The following is a 22,019-nucleotide window of genomic DNA, read 5'->3' as shown; positions in this document are numbered from 1 at the left end:
GGACGAAGATCGATACCCGCGCTCAACCTCCGGCCGGACGCGTCATTGCCGCGTCGCCATACTGATCCGCGAGCTTGCCGCCCCGCGCGAAATCGATGAGCAGGCGGAAATAGCCGGGGGTGTAGCGGGTTGACAGGCGGCTGCCGTCGGGCGCCGTCTCGAACTCGGTCATCCCGTGCTCGGCCTTGGGAAAGAGGGCGAGGGTGATCGGCTGGCCGGCGGCGATCAGCGTCTTCAGCCGCCGCGCGGTCTCGGCCGACGGAGCGTCGATGTCCATCCCGCCGAGCGCCCAGAGCTGCGGCGCCTTCACCGCGCGGAGCGTCGGCATCGGATCGTAGCGGAAGGGGGTGTGAAAGCGGAACTGCGCGCCCTTGCTCCGGATATCTTCCGCGCTCATGCCGAGGATGATGTGCGTGTAATTGCCGTAGACGTCCTTGTACCACGGCTCGCTGCGATAGCGCGCGCGCACCGCGTCGAGTTCGGCAATCCCGTCGGTCATCCCGCTCTCGAACACGCGGGTCGCGGCGTCGCCGATCTCCTGCGCCTTCGCGATGACGTCGGGGCCATAGCCCTTGAGGTCCATCTGAAAAGCAATCGCCTCGCGATCCTCGTCGACCACCGACACCGCGAGCCCGAAGCTGACGATGACGAAATCGACATCGGTGCGCGTCGCGGCGAGCGGCGCGACCCAGCCGCCCTGGCTCGGCCCCTGAAAGCCGAAGCGCGCGCCGCGTTTCCCCGCGAGGCGCCGTGCCTCGGCGAGTGCGGCGGCGGCATCGTCGGCGAGCAGCGAATAATCCTGCGTATAGGCATCGCCCGACGCGCCGGTGCCGCGCTTGTCATAGACGAAGGCGCCGATCCCGGCGGCGGGAAGCAGGCGCTGCAGGCTGTTGCCGTCGCGCGCCGAATCGAACTCGGCGCCGTGCAGCAGGACGACGATCGGCACCGGGCTCTTGCCGGGCGGCAGGACGAGGCGGCCGACGAGCCGCGTGCCGTGGCTGGTGAAGGTCGTTTCCTGCGTGACGAGGGGGATGCGCGTTGCGGGGCTGCCGTCGAACGCGATCCGGCCCGCGGCGCAGTCCGCCAGGCTCACCCGGTGTCCATCGGGCCGGCCGGTCCAGCCGAACTGGCTGACCCAGTCGCCGTCCGCCGCGACGAGCTTGCCGGATGCGCCGTCGAGGTCGCGCCAGCGCAGCGTGCCGGGGTCGGACGCCGCAAGGTCGATCACGCCGCCGCCGGGCAGGCGGTAGGTCGCGGGGGCGCAGGCGCTCGCGTCGGCGGCGGGCGCCGCCGCGAGGGCGGGCGCCCCGGCGGCGGCAAGCAGGAAGACGGCGGCGGAACGAAGGAAGCGCATCGCCGCGCATCCTAGGACGGGGGTGCGCGCAAGGCCACCCCTTCGCCCGGCAACCGGATATTCACCACTCGCAGGGTAGAAGCCGTGCATGGGCTGGTTTGCGAACAGTATCGCCATGTGGGCGGCGTTGATCCCCTTCGCTGCCTTCTTTTGCGCGCTGGCGCTGCTCGCCAAGGGGCGGGGGCGGGCGATTGCCGACGCGCGGGGCGCGGTCGGCGAATGGCGCACGAACCTGCTGATCTTCCTGTTCGATATGCTGCTGGTCCTGCCCTATGTCGCGCTGCCGGCGGCGTGGATCATCGCATGGGTCGGCCCCTCGGCGGGCCTTGCGCATGTCTGGACGGCGATTCCGGCGGCGGTGACGGGCCTGGCGGCGGTCGTCCTTGGCGACTATGTCGGCTATTGGCGCCACCGGGTCGAACATTGTCCGCTGCTGTGGCGCTTTCACGCGACCCATCATTCGGATCGCGCGATGAGCTGGTTCTCGCTGAACCGGATGCACCCGGTCAACCGGCTCACGACGACCACGATCGATTCGGCTGCCCTTGCGCTCGCGGGCTTTCCGCTCTGGGCGGTGGCGCTCAACGGGATCGTCCGCAACGCCTGGGGCTATTTCATCCACGCCGACTTGCGCTGGACGCTGGGGCCGCTGGGCGCCCTGTTGATCTCGCCTTCGGCGCACCGCTGGCATCATGTCCGCGACGAAGCGATGGCCGGCACCAATTTCGCGACGATCTTCACGCTGTGGGACCGGCTGCACGGCACGTTCCAGCCATCGCGCGAGCCGTGTCGCGAGCCGACGGGAGTCGAAGGCCATAGCGGAGGCTTTCTGTACGAAATGCTCGAGCCCTTCGGGCTCTGGCCGCGGCAAAGGGCGGCGAAGGGCTCGGCCGCCGTCCAGCAATTGATGGAAGCCTGAAAAAGCTGGTGCGGACGGCGGGACTTGAACCCGCATATCCAGAGGATGGCAGATTTTAAGTCTGCTGCGTCTACCGATTTCGCCACGTCCGCACGCGCAGCCGGTCAAGCGGATGGACCCGAAGAGGTCAAGCGCTGTTTGGTGCGTCACGTTTGGAGCTTCACCGCGGCGGGCCGCTCGGCTATTCGCGGTCGAATGACTCCAGTCCTCGAAATTTCCGGTCTCTCCAAGACATATAAGAGCGGCCATCGGGCGCTCGCCGCCGTCGATCTTTCCATCAGCAAGGGCGAGATTTTCGCGCTGCTCGGGCCGAACGGCGCGGGCAAGACGACGCTGATCAGCATCGTCTGCGGCATCGTCACGCCAAGCGGCGGGACGGTGACCGTCGGCGGGCACGATCATGCCCGCGATTACCGCGCCGCGCGGTCGATGATCGGGCTGGTGCCGCAGGAACTGCACACCGATTCGTTCGAGAAGGTGATCACGACGGTCAGCTTCTCGCGCGGACTGTTCGGCAAGCCCAAGGATCCGGCCTTCATCGAGCAGTTGCTGAAAGACCTGTCGCTGTGGGACAAGAGGAACAGCAAGATCATGGAGCTGTCGGGGGGCATGAAACGCCGCGTGATGATCGCGAAGGCGCTCAGCCACGAGCCCGAAATCCTGTTCCTCGACGAACCGACCGCCGGGGTCGACGTCGAGTTGCGCCGCGACATGTGGAACATGGTGCGCAGCTTGCGCGAGCGCGGGGTGACGATCATCCTCACCACCCATTATATCGAAGAAGCCGAGGAGATGGCCGACCGGGTGGGGGTGATCAGCAAGGGCAAGCTGATCCTGGTCGAGGAAAAACAGGCGCTGATCAAGAAGCTGGGGCGCAAGACGCTGACGCTCAACCTGGCCGAGCCGCTGGACGCCGTGCCCGCGGAGCTGGGCGACTGGACGCTCGAACTGGCGGGCGAGGGGCACGAGCTCGTCTATGAATTCGACAGCCAGGCCGAGGCGACGGGCGTGCCCTCGCTCCTGCGGCGGATGAGCGACCTCGGCATCGCGTTCAAGGACCTTCATACCCGGCAAAGCTCGCTCGAGGATATTTTCGTCGGGCTCGTCCATGAAACGAAAGCGGAGCAGGCCGCATGATCCAGAATCTCCGCGGTATCCGCTCGATCTATCTGTTCGAGATGGCGCGCTTCGGGCGTACCTTCTGGACCAGCCTGATGCTGCCCGTCATTACCACGACGCTCTATTTCGTCGTTTTCGGATCGGCGATCGGCAGCCGGATGAGCGATGTCAGTACGGTGCCCTATGGCGCGTTCATCGTGCCGGGGCTGATGATGCTGACGATGTTCACCGAAAGCATCAGCAACGCGAGCTTCGGCATCTATATGCCGAAATGGACGGGCACGATCTATGAGATGCTGTCGTCGCCGATGTCGCCCCTGGAACTGCTGATCGCCTATGTCGGCGCGGCGGCGACCAAGTCGGTGATCATCGGGGCGATCATCTTTGCCACCGCGCATCTGTTCGTCGATGTCCAGATCGCGCATCCGGTGCTGATGGTCGCCTTCATGATCCTGATGGCCGTGACCTTCTGCCTGTTCGGCTTCATCATCGGCATCTGGGCGCAGAGCTTCGAGCAGTTGCAGGTGATCCCGCTGCTCGTCGTCTACCCGCTGACCTTTCTGGGCGGCGCTTTCTATTCGCTCGACATGCTGCCCGCGGCGTGGCGCACGGTGACGCTGTTCAACCCGGTCGTCTATCTGATCAGCGGCTTCCGCTGGACCTTCTTCGGGCAGGGCGACGTCGGCATCGGGGTCAGCATGGGCGCGGTCGCGCTGTTCCTGACTTTGTGCCTGGCGGTGATCTTCTGGATGTTCCGGACGGGCTATCGGCTTAAGAATTGAGGCCGATTTCGTCATTGCGAGCGCAGCGAAGCAATCTCCAGTCCGATGGCTGGAGATTGCTTCGCTGCGCTCGCAATGACGAGGCGTGAATCCTCAGTCGTTCAGCCGCTCGCGCATTTCCTTGCCGGGCTTGAAATAGGGCACGTTCTTGGCGTTCACCGCGACCGGGGCGCCGGTGCGCGGGTTGCGGCCGGTGCGCGATTCGCGCGATCGCGTCGAGAAGGCGCCGAAACCGCGCAACTCGACCCGCCCGCCGCCTGCGAGCTGGTCCACGATGGAATCAAAAAAGGCATCGACGATGCGTTCCACCTCTTCAAGGCGCAGATCGCTGTTCTCGCTCGCGATCTTCTGCACCAGTTCCGACCGGATCATGTGCTTCCCCTAATATAGTCACGCGCGCCCCGCGGGCGCAGGTCATCCGGTCGTTGCCGGCTCCATGTGCGTGAGGACCCCTCCCAACGCGGGCGGGAGAGTATCATGAATCACTGTTCGGTCAAAATATATCACCGAAAGAAAAAGGCCCGCGGAGGGACACTCCGCGGGCCTTTTCTGTTGCCTGACGGCAAGGACGTGAAATTATCAGTCCTTCTTACCGGCCTTCAGCGCTTCGCCGAGGATGTCGCCGAGCGACGCACCCGAGTCCGACGAACCGTACTGCGCGACGGCCTGCTTCTCTTCGGCGATCTGCAGCGCCTTGACCGAGAAGCTGGGCTTCTTCGAACGGTCGAAGCCGGTGACCATCGCGTCGAACTTCTGTCCGACCTGATAGCGTTCGGCGCGCTGTTCGTCGCGGTCGCGGCCAAGATCGGCGCGCTTGATGAAGCCGGTGGCGCCATCGTCGCCGGCCTGCACTTCGAGGCCGTTGTCGCGGACTTCGAGGACGGTGACGGTGACGATCTCGTTCTTCTTCAGCGAGCCCGAAGCGGCCGCGCCGCCGCCAACGGCCGGGGCGCCCTTTTCAAGCTGCTTGATGCCGAGGCTGATGCGTTCCTTCTCGACATCGACGTCGAGAACGACGACCTGCACCTGCTCGCCCTTGCGGTGGAGATGCAGCGCTTCCTCGCCCGAAATGCCCCACGCGATGTCCGACATGTGAACCATGCCGTCGACGTCGCCGGGCAGGCCGACGAACAGGCCGAACTCGGTGGCATTCTTGACTTCGCCTTCGACGACCGAACCCACCGGGTGGGTTTCGGCGAACGCGCCCCAGGGGTTCGACTGGGCCTGCTTGAGGCCGAGCGAGATGCGGCGCTTGTCGCTGTCGACTTCGAGGACGATGACGTCGACTTCCTGGCTGGTCGAGACGATCTTGCCGGGGTGGACGTTCTTCTTGACCCACGACATTTCGCTGACGTGGACCAGGCCTTCGATGCCGGGTTCGAGCTCGACGAACGCACCGTAATCGGTGATGTTCGTGACGGTGCCCTTGAGCTTCGCACCCACCGGATACTTGGCGGCGACGCCTTCCCACGGATCGCTTTCGAGCTGCTTCATGCCCAGGCTGATGCGCTGCGTGTCACGGTTGATGCGGATGATCTGGACGCGGACGGTGTCACCGATGTTGATGACTTCGCTCGGGTGGTTGACGCGCTTGTAGCTCATGTCGGTGACATGGAGCAGGCCGTCGATGCCGCCGAGGTCGACGAACGCACCATAATCGGTGATGTTCTTGACCGCGCCTTCGATGATCTGACCCTCTTCGAGGTTCTGGATCAGGCCCGAACGCTGTTCGGCGCGCGTTTCCTCGAGGATGGCGCGGCGCGACACGACGATGTTGCCGCGGCGGCGATCCATCTTGAGGATCTGGAACGGCTGCGGCAGGTCCATGAGCGGGCCGACGTCGCGCACCGGGCGGATGTCGACCTGCGAACCGGGAAGGAACGCCACGGCGCCGCCGAGGTCGACGGTGAAGCCGCCCTTGACGCGGCCGAAGATGACGCCTTCGACGCGGGCTTCCTTGTTGAATTCTTCTTCGAGGCGGTCCCAGGCGGCTTCGCGGCGAGCGCGGTCGCGCGAGAGCATGGTTTCGCCATTGGCGTTTTCGACGCGGTCGACATAGACTTCGACTTCGTCACCGACCTTGAGGTCGGCCTTCTGGCCGGGCATCGCGAATTCGCGAAGCGGCACGCGGCCTTCGCTCTTCAGGCCGATGTCGATCACTGCCAGGTCGTTTTCGATCGCGGTCACGGTGCCCTTGACGACGCGGCCTTCAAAGCCGCCGTCGGCACCACCAAGCGATTCGTCGAGCATCGCGGCGAAATCGTCGCGCGTCGGGAAAGCCGTAGTGGCCATGGATGATATCCTTACTTCATTGTTCCGGCCAAGCGGTTGGGTCCGCTGGTCTTGTGGCCGATCCGTCCTGCCCGCCGGATGCGAGGCAAGACATCCTCGAGGCATATCGCGGACGAAACACGGACAAAGCAAAAAGGGCGCGACGAGGTCACCCCATCACGCCCGACGCTCCGGTAAGAGCGGCGGTTCATCCGTGCCTCGACCGGCAAAACGCCCGTCGGACGGCGGGCATATAGGCGCGGGTGGGGCTTTCGGCAAGGAAAAAGGCCGATCTGCGTGACCGTGTCATCGACGGCAGAGCAAATGGGATTCGCGCAGAGACCGCAGAGGGAGAGAGGAAAGGGATTCACGCGGAGACGCGGAGGCGCGGAGAGATGGCGCCCGCCGCGAAGCGGCTTTCTCCTGTAACCTGTCTGGAACCGCGACGGGGCGGAGCATGAAGGGGCCTATCGGCCCGAGCCATAATCTCCGCGCTTCCGCGTCTCCGCGTGAACTAAAATCCTCTGCGATCTCTGCGCGAAGCCTTCTTTCAGCTGCGCGTCCCGGCCTTGCCCTCGACAAAGGCGATCGCCGCCGCGATCGCTGCGTTGCGGTCGAGTGCTGTATTGTCGAGCAGCAGCGCGTCCCCGGCGCGGATCAGCGGCGCGTCGGCGCGGCCGGTGTCGCGGGCGTCGCGGGCGTGGATGTCGGCGAGCACCGTGTCATAGGTGATATCGACCCCGCGCCCCAGCATCTCGGCATGGCGGCGGCGCGCGCGCTCCTCGGGCGAGGCGGTGACGAACAGCTTGGCATCGGCGTGCGGCGCGATCACCGTACCGATGTCGCGTCCGTCGAGCACCGCGCCGCCCGGCTGGTTTGCGAAATCGACCTGGCGCTGGAACAGCGCCTTGCGAACCGCGGGATGCACCGACACGCGGCTCGCGAGGCCGCCCGTACTTTCATAGCGGAGCGCCGGATCGTCCAGCAGGCTGTCGGCAAAGCTGCATGCGGCGATCGCGTCGGCGCTATTATCGGGATCGCCGTGGTTGAGCTGCGTCTGATAGCCGACCGCGCGATAGAGCAATCCCGTGTCGAGCACCGGCAGTCCGAAATGCGCCGCGAGCGCGCGCGCGATCGTGCCCTTGCCCGACGCGGTGGGCCCGTCGACGGCGATGATCATGATTGCAGGCTCGCGAGCAGCGCCTCGAAATTGGGAAAGCTCGTCGCGACCGGCGCCATATCGTCGATCGTCACTGGCGCCTTGCTGACAAGCCCGGCGATGGCGAAGCTCATGCAGATGCGATGGTCGAGATGCCCTGCGATCGTCGCGCCGCCGGGCAGTGGATCACTGCCGGTGCCGTCGATGATCAGGCCGTCGGGGCCTTCCTCGACCCGCGCGCCGATCGCGGCGAGGCCTGCCGCCATGACGGCCAAGCGGTCGCTTTCCTTGACGCGCAGCTCGTCGAGCCCCGTCGTCACGGTACGGCCCTCCGCCAGCGCCGCAGCGACGAAGAGGATCGGATATTCGTCGATCATGCTCGGCGCGACCGCCGGATCGACCGCGATGCCCCGAAGGCTGCTGTGGCGGACGCGAAGGTCGGCGACCGGCTCGCCGCCGACTTCGCGGGCGTTCTGAAGCTCGATGCTGCCGCCCATCGCCAGCAGCACTTCGACGAGTCCGGCCCGCGTCGGGTTGAGGCCGACATTGGCGATGACGACGTCCGATCCGGGGACGATCAACGCTGCGACGATGAAGAAGGCGGCCGAGGAGGGGTCGCCGGGAACGACGATGGTCTGCGGCTTGAATTCTGCCTCGCCGCGGAGGCGGATATGGCGTGTGCCGTCGGCATCGGTTTCGACGCTGAGGTCGGCACCGAAGCCGCGCAGCATCCGTTCGCTATGGTCGCGGGTTGGCACCGGCTCGATCACCTCGGTGATGCCGGGCGTGTTGAGCCCCGCGAGCAGCACCGCGCTCTTCACCTGCGCCGACGCCATCGGCAGGCGGTAGGCGAGGGGGATCGCGGGGGCGAGGCCGCGCACCATCAGCGGCAGGCGGCCACCCGGCGAGGCGGTGATGTCGGCGCCCATCTGGCTCAGCGGATCGATCACGCGCCCCATCGGGCGTCCCGACAGGCTGGCGTCGCCGGTGAAGGTCACGGTGATCGGGTGGCTGGCGACGAGGCCCATCAAGAGGCGCGTCGAGGTGCCGCTGTTCCCCATGTCGACGGCTTCGCGTGGCTGGAGCAGCCCGCCGACCCCGACGCCGTCGATTACCCATTCGCCGTCGCCGGTGCGTTCGATGCTCGCCCCCATCGCCCGCATCGCCGCCGCCGTCGCGAGCACGTCATGCCCCTCGAGCAGGCCGGTGACGCGGCTCGTCCCGACCGCGAGTGCCGACAGCATCAGCGCGCGATGCGAAATGCTCTTGTCGCCGGGAATCGCGATCCTGCCCTGGAGCGGACCGGAGGCGGAAAAGGCGCGCGGACTAGGGCGCGGGTTGGGGTTGGGGTCTGTCATCGCGAGCGGCTTTTGACAGCGGGCAAACAATCTGGCAAGGCGCACGCCGATTTGACGGGTGGCCGTTTCGGCGCCGCCCTTTCTCCGAAATTTATCTCACACCTTCAAAGGTTTAAGAGGAACATATGATAAAGGCTGAATGGGGCGCGAAGCGTAGCTGCCCGAAATGCGCCACCCGATTCTATGATCTGACCAAGGATGATCCGGTCACCTGCATCAATTGCGGCTATGCGTGGATCCCGGAATCGGTGCTGAAATCGAAGCAGCCGATGCCGTTCGAGCAGGCCGAGAAGCCCGGCAAGACGCCCAAGGAAGAAGGCGTCGACGAGGATCTGGATCTGGACGTCGATGTCGACGACGATAATGATTCGCCCGATAACGACGTCGACCTCGGCGGCGACGACGATCTGGGCGTCGATACCGGCGACGACGGCAACGACGAAAGCTGACGTCGCATTTGATGACAAGGGGTCAAAAAAGCATCGCTCGATGCATTTGGCCCCTTGCATAACGGGCGCGCGCTGGTAAAGGCGGCGTCCCGGTCGCACCACCCAGGGCGACCCGCAAAATGGCACGGGGCCTTAGCTCAGCTGGGAGAGCGCTACAATGGCATTGTAGAGGTCAGCGGTTCGATCCCGCTAGGCTCCACCATTTTCCATATCGGCGCGGTCGAGCTCTCCTCATGGCATATTAGAATCAACGGTTGGCCCCCCAGGCGCTACAATTTTCATGAGAAGGCCTGCGGAAGCGGGCCTTTTTTATTTTGCGATTACCCTGGAGCGCAAGGTCGAGAATATCGTTGCCAGTCGACGACAGACCGGGCGGCCGATCACCGGCGTTTCGCCGGGCCGGACGTGATCGACCAACCATTGGTCGATCCCTCGCGCCTGCCGCGCGAAAGCGGCCGATGTCACGGTTCTCCATCACCCTTCGGTCCGCGGCCCGCAAGCGCCGCCTTGTCGCCGGTAAGGCGCGCCCGTTCGATCGCGACGCAAGCGATATAGGAAGCATGCGGCGGCAGCGGGGGAAGGGGGGGGGGCATCGATCCGTCCAGCCGCCGCTGAATATCCAGATTCACCGATATGAAGCCGTCGCGACCCGCGTCGTTCAAGAGGGGTTGATTTGTCATAATCAGATAGATAATTTATAGAAATTAGATGATCGATGAATCGTTCCAGGGAGTAGGTATGAATCCGAGTGACCCGCAGCGCAGCGTCGGTGACGCGCTGATCGAATGCCTGGAATCGATTGGCGCAAAGGTTTGCTTCGGCGTCCCCGGCGGCCAGACGATCCCGCTTTATGCGGCGGCCCGCCGCACCGGTTTTCGCCATGTGCTGATGCGCGACGAACGCAATGCCGCCTGCGCGGCAGATGCCTATGCCCGCGTCTCGGGGCGTATCGGAGTCTGCGACGCGACGGTCGGCCCCGGGGCAACCAATCTCGTCTCCGGCCTGGCGGAAGCCTATGCGTCGGCGATCCCGGTTCTGGCGATCGTCGCGGACGTCAAGACCGAGCGCGAGCATCTGCGCGTTCGCGGCGTGGCCTCGCAGGCGATGGAGCAGCAAGCGATGCTGCAGAGCGTCACCAAGCGGGTCAGCCGGGTCCATACGCCCACGGGGTTGCGCGCGGTCTTTTCGGAGGCCGTACGCACTGCCGTGACGGGCCGCGCCGGCCCCGTGGCGCTCGAAATACCGGAGGATATCTTCTTCGCACCGGCGGCAGCGCAGCCGCCGGTCGCAGCAGATCCTGACGGCGGGCGCTGGCCGCGATACGGCGCCGACCCCGGATCAGAAGACATTGCCAGCGCCGCGCAAATGCTCGCCGAGGCGGAGCGCCCGCTGATCCTGGCAGGCGGCGGCGCTTTGAGCAGCCGCGAGGCGGCCGAGGTCGTCGCATTGGCGGAGCGTCATTCGATTCCGGTGGTCACATCGATCAACGGCAAAGGCGTCATCGACGAACATCACCCGCTCGCACGCGGTGTCGTGGGCGTTTTCGGCGCCGTCGAAGCGAGCGTTGCGCTTCGGCAGGCCGATGTCGTGTTGGTGCTGGGGTCCAAGTTCGCGCAATTCAACTCCTTTCTGTGGCGGCTGCCGTCGGCGGCGCAGCGTCTGATCCATGTCGACAGCGATGGCGGTGAGTTGGGGCGGGCGATTCCCGCGTCCTTGGCAATCTGCGCCGATGCGGGGCGGACGGCGCGCCGCTTGCGCGAGGCGCTCGACGACCGTGCGCCGCGCCCCGCATGGCGGATCGATCCTGCCGACTGTCCCGGGCAGCCCGGCACGCCCGACACCGACCCGCGGGTTGCGCCGGAACAAGTGGTCGCCGCCCTGTCCGAACGTGCCGACGAGGGAACCATCCTCGTGTCCGATGCCAGTCTGGCATCGGGTTGGACCGCATCGCGCTATCGTGTGCGGGGGAGCGGCCGCCTCTTTCTGGCGCCGCGCGGCCTGGCAGGCATCGGCTGGGCCGGCGGCGCCGCGATCGGCGCTGCGTTTGCCCAGCGCGAACGCCCCGGTGGGCGCATCGTCGCGGTGTCGGGCGACGGCGCGACTTCCTATTGGATCGGCGAGGTCGAAACTGCGGTTCGCCACCAATTGCCGATCATCTTCGTCATCCTCAACAATGCCGGATTCGGCTGGATCATGCAGGGCGAAAAGATGCTCGATATCCACCCCCGGTCGACCTTTGGCCCGGTCGATTTCGCGGCCATGGGACGGGCGATGGGCGCACGCGGCTATCGGGCCGAAACAATCGACGAGGCGATCGAGGCCATCGACGAAGCCTGGACGGAGCAAGGGCCCGTCGTGATCGACATCCTGACGTCGGAAGACGCGTCGCCCAGCGTCGATTGGGGCAGTATCGATCCGTCGGCGGTATCGGCCTTCGGCGCCTATGGGATGGGATGACGGTCGATGGAGAATTTTCGACCCGTACATCTTCACTGGGCCCCTGGCCCACAAAACGGCGGCACCCTGATCCGGGACGAGCATCGCGCATTGTCGTCCGATGAGTTTGCCGCCGAGGTCGCCGGTCTGGCCTTCATGTTCGTGCAGCAAGGCATCGGTCGCGGCGACGTCGTGGCGACGATGCTGCCCAACCGTCTCGACATCGTCGTGGCGATGTTCGCGGCATGGCGGCTCGGCGCCGCCTTCATGCCGATCAACCCCGATCTGACGCGCAACGAAGCCCTGTATCAGATCGAGGATTCCGGCAGTCGTCTGGTCCTTGTCGACGCGAGAGCCGCCAATCATATCGCGGGGACGAAGGCTGCGCTCCTGTCGGTCGATGCCTGCCTCGTGCCCTCCGGCGCCGTCCTGCCTGACCCCGGCGTCGCCGCTCATGAAACCGCCCTGCTGATCTATACCAGCGGCACCACCGGGCGACCCAAGGGTGTCATGCTGAGCCACGGCAATATCGACGCGATGACCAGGTCGATCCACGCCGCGCTGGCCATGCGCGACGAGCTGTCTTTGCTCGTGCTGCCGCTGTTTCACGTCAACGCTCTGCTGGTCAGCATCCTTGCGCCTCTGGCAGCGGGCGGGCGGGCGCATATCCTGAAAGGATTCGACCGGCACAGTTTCTGGCAGAGCATATGCCGCAGCGGCGCCACCTATTTTTCGGGGGTGCCCGCCATGTATCTGCTGCTGTCGGGCGAGCAGGGAGAGGTGGCGCGCGCGCCCCGGCTCCGCTTCGCCATTTGCGGCGCGGCCCCGATGCCGGCCGGCGCGATCGCGGCGTTCGAGGGGCGATACGGGGTTCCGGTCATCGAAGGATATGGGCTCACCGAATCGACTGTCGGTGCGGCGCTGAACCCGCTTGAAGGCCCGCGCCGTCCGGGCAGCGTAGGGAAAGCCATGCCGGGGATCGAAATCGCCATCATGGGAACCGGAAACCGTCGCTGTCCGCCGGGCCGCGTGGGCGAAATATGGGTTCGAGGCCCCAATGTCATGACGGGCTATCTGCAACGGCCGGAGGAAACGGCCGAGGTGCTGACCGATGGTTGGCTGCGAACCGGGGATCTCGGCCGCCTCGATTTCGAAGGGTGGCTGACGATCGCCGGGCGCAAGAAGGACCTGATCATCCGCGGCGGAGAGAATATCTATCCTTCCGAACTCGAGCAGGTGATCGCAGCGACCGATCTTGTCGCCGAAGTCGCCGTGATCGGCAGAAGCGACGATGTGATGGGTGAGGTGCCCGTTGCCTTCGTCGCTGCCGCAAATGGCGCCGCGGCGGACGATGTCCGGCGCCGCCTCGAAGCGGATGTCGAGCGGCACCTCGCCCGGTTCAAACGTCCGGTCGCCTATCATTTCCTGGACAGCCTGCCCCGAAACGCGATCGGCAAGGTGGACAAGCTGGCGCTGAAACGGCGGCTGGAAGGGTCACAGACCGCCGACGCGATCACCATCATGCGACCCAACCGAGGGAGATCATCATGAAGTTCGGACTTTTTGGTGGGGCCGCCCGCGGCGCCGACCAGACCGGCGACAGCCAGTCCTATCGCAGCTTTATCGACTATGTCGTGAAGGCCGAGGAACTGGGGTTCGAATCCCTGTTCCTCGTCGAACATCATTTTACCGGCGCGGGACAATTGAGCGCCTCGATGACCCTGCTGTCCTATCTGGCCGGTCTGACGAGCCGAATGCGTCTCGGCACGGGCGTGACCGTGCTGCCTTGGCACAACCCGGTGCTGATGGCGGAGCAGGCCGCGACCGTCGATGTCGTATCGAACGGCCGGCTCGATTTCGGTATCGGCCGCGGGTATCGGCCGAACGAATTCCATGGCTTCATTGTCGATCCCGCGACGGCTCCGGCGCGCTTCGACGAGGCCATCGATCTGATCCTGAAAAGCTGGACGACACGCGATCGCTGGTCGCATCAGGGGCAATATTGGCGTTATCGCGACATCATCGTCGAGCCGCAGCCGGTGCAGCAGCCGCATCCGCCGATCTGGGTCGCGGCGCAGAGCGAAGCCTCGATTCGCCAGGCTGCGGCGCGCGGGCAGTCGCTGCTTCTCGATCAGTTCAGCGACACGCAAGCCATCGGTCAGCGCATCGCCTGGTATCGCGACGAGCAGGTGATTCGCGGCGTAGAGGCGCGGTCGCACCAGATTGCGGTGACGCGCGGACTGCTGCTGGTCGATGATGACGCAAAGCGGAACGCGGAAGTGGATCGCAGGCTGAAGGCGATCGCGATGCTGGCGGCGACCGCCCGTGTGCCGAACGAAGAAGGGGAAGCCCCCGTGGTCGGATCGCAGATGCTGGATTCGTCGCAGGGCGCAACCGAAGCATCGACGGTGATCGGCACGCCGGAGGCCTGCATCGCCCGGCTGAAAGAGCTGGAAGCCGTCGGCGTCGACTATGTGCTGTTCAACGATCCTTGGGGCGGAGTCGAGCGGCTGCGTTTTTTCGCTCGCGAGGTGTTGGGCGAGTTTTCCGGGCAGCCGGTCGAGGAAAGCGCGGTAGCCTGAATGAAAGGCCCCGGCCTAGCGGCCGGGGCGGATCACCGCGCGGAGGATTTCTCCCCGCGATAGCGCGTCGAGTCCCGCATTGACCTCGTCGAGCGAGAGGGTGCGGCTGATGAAGCCCGCAAGATCGAGCCTTCCCGTTTCGGCAAGCCGCACGAAGGCCGGGAAATCACGGCGGATTTGCGACGAGCCGAACAGGGCGCTCGAAAGCCGCTGCTCGGAAAGGAAAAAGGGCAAAGCAGCGAGTTCGAAGCGGCCGTCGGCGGGCGGCATGCCGACGACGACGATCTCTCCCGCCCTGCGCGTGATCGCCTGGGCCTGCGCTACGGTAGCGGGAGCGCCCACCGCATCGATGGTCGCATCGACCCCCAGCCCCCCGGTGGCCGCGCGGACCGTCTCCACGAGATCGCCTTCGGCCGAATCGAGAGCGTGGGTGGCGCCCCGTCGCCGCGCGTCGTCGCGGCGCGCCGGATTGGGGTCGATGGCGATGATGGTGGCGGCACCCTTCAGTCCGCCGCCCAATATCGCGGCGAGCCCCACCGTCCCGCAGCCGATGACCGCGAGCGTCCCGCCGTGCGACAATTGCGTGCGGTTGAGAACGGTCGACAGGCCGGTAGTGACACCGCATCCGATCAGGGCCAGTGATTCGGGCGGCTGCTCAGTGTCGATAGCGACCAGCGACGCCTGATCGACGGTCATCTCCTCCGCGAAAGTGCCTAGCCCGAAAAGCGCCGTCGCAACCGACCCGTCCGCGCGCCGCGCGCGCGGCACCGACCGCAGGCTGGACGACAGGATGCAGATATGCGGACGACCGGCGGCGCAGTGGTGGCAGCGCCCACATGAGGGAGCCGACGAGCTGATCACGGTATCGCCGACCCGAAGGCCCGAGACATGGCTGCCGACAGCCAGAACCGTTCCGCTTGCCTCGTGCCCCATGAGCACCGGGGATCCATAATGATGATCGCCGCGCCGAACCGCCGCGTCGGTCTGGCACAGCGCGGTCGCGTCGATGCGGACGTGCACGTCGGTGGGGCCCGGCGGCAGGCTCTCCACCTCTTCCAATCGCAGGTCTTCACCCGCTGCGACGAAGATCGCGGCCTTCATCCCCACCTCGCCGGCACGCCGGTCGGCATGCGATACATGAGGCCGGTGATTTGCGGTCGGGGCCGGCTATCGTCGAAGCGCAGTTTCGGCAGATGGTCGAGCAGCGCGTTGACAGCGGCGGTCAGCTCCATCCGGGCAACTTGCGATCCGGCGCAATAATGAACCCCGGTCGAAAAGGCGAGGGTCACGCGTGGGTTCCGATCGGGCATGAACATGTCGGGATTTTCGAAACGCTCCGGATCGCGATTGGCGGCACCGATCGCGGCCTCGACGATCGATCCCGCCGGGATATCGACCCCGTCGATCACGCAGTCGCGCGTGGCGAGGCGAGGCGGCGCGAAAAGAACCGGCCCGTTCCATCGCAGCACTTCCTCGACGATCCGGGGAATCCGTTCGCGTTCGACATAGAGGCGCTCGAGCAACTCGGGCCGTTCCAGGAGCGTCACGAGCAGAATGCCCAACGAGCGGAAGGTCGTGCCGGCTCCCGCGGGCAGAAGATTGTTGATGAGACCCAGCAGATGTCGTTCACCGATTTTCTCGCGAACGCCGTCCAGTTCGATCTCGCGCTCCAGAAGCATGCTGATGATGTCATCGCGCGGCCTCTTTCGCCTGTCCTCGATAATCCGGCGCATATAATCCTCGACGGCGAGGCGGGCGCTGCGCGCCTCGTCGGGGGGGGCAGCCGCGATCTGCAGCATCGCGGTCCATTCGTGGAAGCATTCGAGATCTTCCTTCTTCACGCCAAGCACCATCGCGATCACATAGACGGGAAACTCGGCGCAATATTCGAAATAGAGGTCGGCCGATCCTCTGGCCTTGAACCCCGCGATCAACTGATCGAGGCGCGGCCTGACGAAGCCGCTCCATATCTCGAGACCGTGCCGCGTGAAGGCGGGCTGGACGAGCGCCCGGAATTTGCGATGTTCGGGATCGTCCGACCCCATCAACGATATTTCGCCAAAGACATATTCGGTCATCTTGCGGATGCCCGCGTTGGAGAAGCCGATATTGTCCTGCAATATCTGTTCGGTGACGTCATAGCCGACCGAAATGAAACGCTGGGCTTCCGGCCAGACTTCCGCCATCGGGTCCGGCACGCCGAAGAGTTCGAACGTCGATCCGCGGTGGATCGGTCCCCGGCCGCGCAACTCGGCGAGCTTCGGATAGGGGTCGGACACCAGTCCGGCACCGGTGCGCTTCGTCGTGCGCCTTTCCCAATCTTCCCGGCCAACGCCGGCCGTCGTGTCAACGCTTGTTTCGGTCATCGGATCTTTCATTCGTGCTAGCGAGAGTCAAAAGGCAAGGCCGCCGCCGCCATCGACGACGAGGGTCTGACCGTTGATGAACGAGGCGGCCGGGCTGAGGAGGAAGAGGATCGCGCGCGCCGCATCCGCTGCTTCCCCCAGCCGTCCCAATGGCGTGCGGGCGAGGACGTCGCGGCCGTAGGCGCCATCGACAATGTCGTGAAGCCGCGGGGTTCGGGTGATGCCCGGCGCCACGGCGTTGGCCCGATAGCGGCCGGCCGCGGACACGGCATGCCAGCGCGTCAAGCCGGCAATGGCCGCCTTGCCCGCCGGGTACCAGCCATTGTCGGCGGAGCCGCCGCGCCCGGTCACGAGCGAGGGCGGCGGCCCACCGGCCACGGCGCCCGCCACCGAGGCGACATTGACCAGACTGGCGTGAACGGAGTCCGCAGGCAGGCTCGCCATCCATGCGGCGGTAACGCGCTGGACGCTGCCCGCGGTCTGCGCCAGCCCCTCTTCGATGCTCAGGGGCAGGGAGGACGGCGGTCCCGCGTTGTTCACCAGATGTGCGATCGGGCCGTGGCGGGCCGCAATCCTGCCGATATGGTCGCCAACCTCGTCGGGCTGGCCGGTGTCGAGAACATAGGGGTGGAAGGTCGGGCCGAGGCCCAGGGAATGAAGGCGATCGGCGTCGATATCGATGCCGATCACCGTCACATCGGCGGCGCAGAGCATCTGTGCCGTCGCGGCGCCGATTCCGCTGGCGGCGCCCGTGACGATCGCCGCGCTGCCGACCGGGAAGGAGAGGAAATCGAGCGACATCAGCATACTCCTCGCCCGCGGAACATGCCGGCGACCGCCGCCGCGAAAGACTCCGGCTGGTCGATCGACACGAAATGTCCGGCCCCCGGGATCACTCCGCAACCGGCATGGGGGGTGCACTGCCGCGCGGCCTCGATGCAGTCGGCTGCCGGACCTTTTTCTCCGAACAGGAAATGCGTCGGGACGGTCAGCGCGCTCAGCGTTGCCGCCGCATCATGATCGCGAATGGCTTCCATGGCGGCGATCATCGATTCCGCGCCGGCTTGCTCGCGATCGGCGTTCCACCGTCCGAGAAGAGCGTCGTCGAGCGGTGAACAAAGCCGGGCCTGAACCGCATCGAAATCCTGTCGGGGAACGCCGAACATCCGGTTCACCAACGGCCATGCTGCATCCCACCAGGCCCGATCGCGCACCTGCATTTCGACCAGGAGCAGCGCCGCGACCTGGTTCGGTCTTTGAACGGCGAGCGCGGCGGCAATGAAAGCGCCGATCGAGGTGCCGACCAGAACGGCCGGTTCCTGCGTTCGCCCGGCCAGCATGTCGCCGAGCAGCGCCGCCCGCTCGTCGATCGAAAGGTTGGAGCGCGCGGCGTTCGACGCCCCATGACCCGGCATATCCCAGCCGAGCAGCTTATATTGGTCGGCCAGCAGCGGGACGATGCGATCGAATTCATGGATCGAATGGCCGTTGCCATGCAGCAGAACCAACGGGCGGGTGCCCGCGCCGCCGCTGTAAAGGGCGACCGGGCCGGCCGACGTTTCCTCGATGGTCATGGTCATGTCCCGAAGCATCACGCGGCCTCCTGCGCCGCATGTCGCGCGGCCTGCATTCCGAACAGCATTCCCGGCGCGATCGAGGCTCCGGCTCCCGGGTAGCAGGGGCCGAAAATCCCGCTTGCGGTGTTGCCTGCGGCATAAAGGCCGGCGATCGGCCGGAGGTTCGAATCCAGCACGCGCCCATGGGCATCGGTGCGGACCCCGCCCGCTGTCCCGACGTCGCCGGGATAGAGGCGCACGGCATAGAAAGGCGGTTGCTCGACCGGCCCCAGATTGGGGTTGGGTTTGACCCGCCAATCCCCATAATAGCGGCTGATCGCCTTCGTTCCCCGGCCGTATCGATCGTCGCGGCCTGCTCTGGCACCGCGGTTGAAATGATCGAGAGTGGCGCGAAGCCGATCGGGCTCGACGTCCATTTGCCCGGCAAGTTCCTCGATCGACCCGGCGCGGATCAGAAATCCGCTTTCGATCCATCCCGCCGGTGTGATCATCGGCGGGGCCATGCCGAAAGAATATCGGTTGCGGTGCCGGCTCTCGAGGATCAGCCAGCTATGATCGGTATCGAGCTTGGCGTGGCGGGCGATCATCTGTTGGCCGACCTCCATATAGGGGCCGGCCTCATCCATGTAGCGTTCGCCCTGGGTGTCCACGACGAGCGAATGGGGAAAGCAGCGATCCCAGACATGAACCATGGGGCCCGTCGGGGTTTTCGTGCCGGGGACCCACCACGCCTCCTCCATCATCGACAGGGTTGCGCCGGCATCCCGAGCGGCGCGAATCCCGTCGCCGGTGTCCCCGCCGGGAGCCATGGTGGCGTCGATTCCGACGGGTGCCTGATAGCGCGCGCGCAACAGCGCATCCCGGGCGAATCCCCCGGTGGCAAGCAATATTCCCTTGCGCGCGACCACCCGGATCCGTGTTCCGTCGCGGTCCAGTACGGCCCCGACCGCACGCTCGTTCTCGACAAGCAGTTCGACGAGACGCGCGCCGCACCAGAGGTCCACGCCGCTTCGTCGCACCGCCCGCAGCATCCGGCCGATGAGCGCTTTTCCGCGCGTGGCGAGCCGTGCGCCGGTCGCCTTGGCCCGGACTGACCGCGCGGCGACCCGAAGGGCTATGCGCGCCGCTTCGAACGAGCGCACGCCGAGCGCCATCTTCGACACCTCGATTGAATGCGCCGCGGAGAACAGGGCGCCGGGGGCCAGCAAGGCTTCGTCCGCGCCGAGTTCGCGCAAGTCGAACGTGTCGCAATATAATGTGCGCCCGATGTCGAGGCCGCCGGGCAGTTCGGCATAATAGTCGGACCAGCCGCGGGCATGACGAAGCGCCAGTCCCTGTTCGTCGAGGAAAGCGGCGAATGCCGGCGCCTCCCGAACGAATGCCGTCACGCGATCGCGATCGATGGCATCCTGATCTGGGCCGATCAGCGCATCAAGATAGCGCAGGCCATCCTCGCGCGAATCCGCGATGCCAATTTGCGCGAGAATATGGCTGCCGGGGAGCCATATGGTCCCGCCCGACAGCGCCGTTGCGCCCCCCACCCATGCTTCCTTTTCGGCGAGCAGCACATCCAGCCCCGCAAGGCGCGCAGCGAGCGCGCCGGTCAATCCGGCAGCACCGCCGCCGAGCACCAGGAAGTCGCAGAAATGTTCGCTCTTGCGCAAAGTCTTTCCTCTTCTCTATTAATATCTAAATTATAGCACTGATTTTGAAAAGCGGAATTTTGACCTTTCCAACACGCATCCGAAAAAATGCGGCGGCGTCGCGAGGCTTGCGTGGATGTCCCATCAAGGAGAAAATTTTTGGCGACTGACAATCTGACGGAACAGGGCGCGATCGAGGCCCGTGCGGTGGCCGAAGCTTTGAAGCTGGGACTACGCCGTTTGGCGAAGGCCGTCGTGATCGTGACGGCGCATCGCGGCGACAGGCGCGCCGCAATGACGGCAACCGCCGTTTCGGAACTGTCGATGGATCCGCCGTCCTTGCTGATTTGCGCCAATCGGTCGGCATCGATGTTTTCGCTTCTCGAGGAAGGAGGCGACTTCTGCGTCAACATATTGGATGTTTCGCAGCGCGATATCGCCGAACGTTGCGCCGGGGGCGCTTCGGGCGAGGCCCGTTTTTCCGATGCTGGGTGGCAAAGGGCCGCCAATGGCGGCTGGATACTCGAAGGCGCTCAGGCAAGCTTCGCCTGCCGGTATGAGCAGGCGCTCTTTTATGGAACGCACGGCGTCTTCGTCGGGCGGGTGATCGATGTTCGCATTGCCGGGGATGTCAGTCCGTTGATCTATGTCGATGGAGCGTTCCGGTGCTGACGTGACGCGCGGTCGGCCCTGGCGACAAGAGAGGAGGCAAGGGGATATCGGCCGCGAGCCGCACAGGCGCGGCGACGGCCGATCAGGACCCAGGCAAGTTCAGCAGGCGCTTGGCAATGATGCCCAATTGGATCTCGCTTGTTCCTCCTTCGATCGAATTGCCCTTCGTTCGCAACCATTCGCGTGCCGGCAGACCGAAGGCGGTTGCGTCGCTTTCCCATTCCAGCGACTGCGATCCGCCGAGCGCCATGCGGAGTTCGTGGCGCCGCTTGTGGAGTTCGGTCGCGGCATATTTCATCACCGAGGATCCCGCGGGCAGCGCGCGGCCATCTCGCAATTCGTCGATGAATCGTTCGCTCATCGCCCGAAAGGCCAGAGCGTCGACGTCGAATTCCGCCACTGCGGCGCGCAACAGCGGATCGCCGGACAGTCGTTCGGCGAATTCCTGTCCCAGCGCCTCATCCGAGCCGAGCAAGCCCAGCCCCGAAATCATCTCGCGTTCGTGCGACAGAAGATATTTCGCAACATCCCACCCCCTGTCGACCTCGCCGACGATCTGATCCTTGGGCACGCGCACATCGTCGAAAAAAGTCTCGCAGAAAGGCGAGTAGCCGGAGATCAGGCGGATGGGCCGCGTCGTCACGCCAGGGCTGGCCATGTCAAACAGGAGGAAACTGATCCCCTGATGTTTCGGGGCGGCCGTGTTGGTGCGCACGAGGCAGAATATCCAGTCGGACTTGTCCGCGTGGCTGGTCCATATCTTCTGCCCGTTGACCCGCCAGTGATCGCCCCTGTCCTCCGCCCGCGTCCGCAGCGCCGCGAGGTCCGATCCGGCATCCGGTTCGGAATATCCCTGGCACCAGCGGATCTCTCCGCGCGCGATCTCGGGCAGGAACCGCCTCTTCTGAGCCTCCGTTCCATATTTGAGCAGCGCGGGCCCCAGCATGGAGATTCCGAAACTGAACAGCGGATTGCGCGCTTCGATGCGGTCCATCTCCTGCCGCAATATGCCGCATTGGTCGGGCGACAGGCCGCCGCCGCCATATTCGACGGGCCAATCGGGCGCGGTCCAGCCGCGGTCCGCCATCGCCTCCATCCAGTTCTTCTGGGCGGCGCTGCTGAAATCCGGGTCGCGGCCGCCCCAGCAATGATCTTCCTCGCCATGGCCGGGGCCGCGCATTTCCGGCGGACAATGGGTTTCCAGCCACGCCCGCGTTTCCCGACGAAAGTGATGCGACTGGCTTTTCAACTGGTTTTTCATTTTATCTAAATTATATTACTAATTATGAGAATCAACCAGTTTTGATGACTTGGCGCGCGCGCAAGGCTAGG

General features: G+C 65.4%; 19 protein-coding genes and 2 tRNA genes. 9 read left to right on the top strand and 12 right to left on the bottom strand.

Features of this window, described 5'->3' with window-relative positions; translation table 11 throughout:
* Positions 1–22 precede the first annotated feature (22 nt).
* On the bottom strand, positions 23–1,354 hold the full coding sequence (locus NP825_RS10495) for a S9 family peptidase (protein ID WP_257543119.1): 1,332 nt from the start codon (positions 1,352–1,354) through the stop codon (positions 23–25).
* Between the two features lie 88 nt (positions 1,355–1,442).
* Here NP825_RS10495 and NP825_RS10490 point away from each other — a divergent pair, with 88 nt between their 5' ends.
* On the top strand, positions 1,443–2,273 hold the full coding sequence (locus NP825_RS10490) for a sterol desaturase family protein (RefSeq protein ID WP_257543117.1): 831 nt from the start codon (positions 1,443–1,445) through the stop codon (positions 2,271–2,273).
* 6 nt (positions 2,274–2,279) lie between these two features.
* Here NP825_RS10490 and NP825_RS10485 read toward each other — a convergent pair.
* Positions 2,280–2,365, bottom strand: a tRNA-Leu gene (locus NP825_RS10485).
* A 103-nt stretch (positions 2,366–2,468) separates the two neighbouring features.
* Here NP825_RS10485 and NP825_RS10480 point away from each other — a divergent pair.
* Together NP825_RS10480 and NP825_RS10475 are read left to right on the top strand one after the other, a co-directional pair.
* A complete protein-coding gene (locus NP825_RS10480) occupies positions 2,469–3,410 on the top strand; it encodes an ABC transporter ATP-binding protein (RefSeq protein WP_257543115.1) in 942 nt (313 codons plus the stop codon).
* Entirely contained in the window at positions 3,407–4,174 is a 768-nt protein-coding gene (locus tag NP825_RS10475; RefSeq protein ID WP_257543113.1) for an ABC transporter permease, read from the top strand. The genes NP825_RS10480 and NP825_RS10475 overlap by 4 nt, the downstream gene beginning before the upstream one ends.
* A gap of 93 nt (positions 4,175–4,267) precedes the next feature.
* Here NP825_RS10475 and NP825_RS10470 read toward each other — a convergent pair whose 3' ends face one another.
* From NP825_RS10470 to aroA, 4 genes are all read right to left on the bottom strand, one after another.
* Positions 4,268–4,546 carry an integration host factor subunit beta gene (locus NP825_RS10470; protein ID WP_257543111.1) on the bottom strand — a complete coding sequence of 93 codons (279 nt, stop codon included), beginning with the start codon at positions 4,544–4,546 and terminating at the stop codon, positions 4,268–4,270.
* Between the two features lie 207 nt (positions 4,547–4,753).
* On the bottom strand, positions 4,754–6,466 hold the full coding sequence (gene rpsA, locus NP825_RS10465; protein ID WP_257543109.1) for a 30S ribosomal protein S1: 1,713 nt from the start codon (positions 6,464–6,466) through the stop codon (positions 4,754–4,756).
* A 529-nt stretch (positions 6,467–6,995) separates the two neighbouring features.
* Complete coding sequence (gene cmk, locus NP825_RS10460; protein WP_257543107.1) at positions 6,996–7,625, bottom strand: (d)CMP kinase; 630 nt, start codon at positions 7,623–7,625, stop codon at positions 6,996–6,998.
* The gene (aroA, locus tag NP825_RS10455) at positions 7,622–8,962 is read right to left on the bottom strand and encodes a 3-phosphoshikimate 1-carboxyvinyltransferase (protein ID WP_257543105.1); all 1,341 of its coding nucleotides are present in this window, start codon (positions 8,960–8,962) and stop codon (positions 7,622–7,624) included. Before aroA ends, cmk begins: the two co-directional genes overlap by 4 nt.
* A 125-nt stretch (positions 8,963–9,087) precedes the next feature.
* Between aroA and NP825_RS10450 the strand changes: the two genes are divergently transcribed.
* The 5 genes from NP825_RS10450 to NP825_RS10430 all read left to right on the top strand — a co-directional run bounded on the left by NP825_RS10450 (position 9,088) and on the right by NP825_RS10430 (position 14,429).
* Positions 9,088–9,411, top strand: a complete 324-nt coding sequence (locus tag NP825_RS10450) for a TIGR02300 family protein (RefSeq protein ID WP_257543103.1) — start codon at positions 9,088–9,090, stop codon at positions 9,409–9,411.
* 126 nt (positions 9,412–9,537) lie between these two features.
* Positions 9,538–9,613: transfer RNA gene (locus NP825_RS10445), tRNA-Ala, on the top strand.
* Positions 9,614–10,149: 536 nt separating this feature from the next.
* Complete coding sequence (locus tag NP825_RS10440) at positions 10,150–11,868, top strand: thiamine pyrophosphate-binding protein (RefSeq protein ID WP_257543101.1); 1,719 nt, start codon at positions 10,150–10,152, stop codon at positions 11,866–11,868.
* A 6-nt stretch (positions 11,869–11,874) separates the two neighbouring features.
* Positions 11,875–13,398, top strand: coding sequence for a class I adenylate-forming enzyme family protein (locus NP825_RS10435; protein ID WP_257543099.1), 1,524 nt, complete (start codon positions 11,875–11,877; stop codon positions 13,396–13,398).
* A complete protein-coding gene (locus NP825_RS10430; protein WP_257543097.1) occupies positions 13,395–14,429 on the top strand; it encodes an LLM class flavin-dependent oxidoreductase in 1,035 nt (344 codons plus the stop codon). Before NP825_RS10435 ends, NP825_RS10430 begins: the two co-directional genes overlap by 4 nt.
* Before the next feature lie 15 nt (positions 14,430–14,444).
* Here the strand turns inward: NP825_RS10430 and NP825_RS10425 are convergent, their stop codons facing one another.
* From NP825_RS10425 to NP825_RS10405, 5 genes are read right to left on the bottom strand one after another with little or no spacing between them, the layout of a single operon-like run.
* Entirely contained in the window at positions 14,445–15,530 is a 1,086-nt protein-coding gene (locus NP825_RS10425) for a zinc-binding dehydrogenase (protein ID WP_257543095.1), read from the bottom strand.
* Positions 15,527–16,795 carry a cytochrome P450 gene (locus NP825_RS10420; protein WP_257543093.1) on the bottom strand — a complete coding sequence of 423 codons (1,269 nt, stop codon included), beginning with the start codon at positions 16,793–16,795 and terminating at the stop codon, positions 15,527–15,529. Before NP825_RS10420 ends, NP825_RS10425 begins: the two co-directional genes overlap by 4 nt.
* A gap of 27 nt (positions 16,796–16,822) precedes the next feature.
* The gene (locus tag NP825_RS10415) at positions 16,823–17,596 is read right to left on the bottom strand and encodes an SDR family NAD(P)-dependent oxidoreductase (RefSeq protein WP_257543091.1); all 774 of its coding nucleotides are present in this window, start codon (positions 17,594–17,596) and stop codon (positions 16,823–16,825) included.
* The gene (locus NP825_RS10410) at positions 17,596–18,387 is read right to left on the bottom strand and encodes an alpha/beta fold hydrolase (RefSeq protein ID WP_257543089.1); all 792 of its coding nucleotides are present in this window, start codon (positions 18,385–18,387) and stop codon (positions 17,596–17,598) included. The genes NP825_RS10415 and NP825_RS10410 overlap by 1 nt, the downstream gene beginning before the upstream one ends.
* Positions 18,387–20,036: an FAD-binding protein gene (locus NP825_RS10405; protein WP_257543087.1), complete on the bottom strand. Its 1,650-nt coding sequence runs from the start codon at positions 20,034–20,036 to the stop codon at positions 18,387–18,389. Before NP825_RS10405 ends, NP825_RS10410 begins: the two co-directional genes overlap by 1 nt.
* Before the next feature lie 138 nt (positions 20,037–20,174).
* On the opposite strand from NP825_RS10405, the gene NP825_RS10400 reads away from it, so the two are divergent.
* Positions 20,175–20,687, top strand: a complete 513-nt coding sequence (locus NP825_RS10400; RefSeq protein ID WP_257543085.1) for a flavin reductase family protein — start codon at positions 20,175–20,177, stop codon at positions 20,685–20,687.
* 82 nt (positions 20,688–20,769) lie between these two features.
* Here the strand turns inward: NP825_RS10400 and NP825_RS10395 are convergent, their stop codons facing one another.
* Positions 20,770–21,948, bottom strand: coding sequence for an acyl-CoA dehydrogenase family protein (locus NP825_RS10395; RefSeq protein ID WP_257551226.1), 1,179 nt, complete (start codon positions 21,946–21,948; stop codon positions 20,770–20,772).
* Positions 21,949–22,019: the final 71 nt, after the last annotated feature.

This window comes from Sphingopyxis sp. DBS4 (assembly GCF_024628865.1).
GTDB lineage: Bacteria > Pseudomonadota > Alphaproteobacteria > Sphingomonadales > Sphingomonadaceae > Sphingopyxis.
The sequence above is the reverse complement of the archived record's forward strand: the minus strand, read 5'-3'. Positions and strand labels throughout refer to the sequence as shown.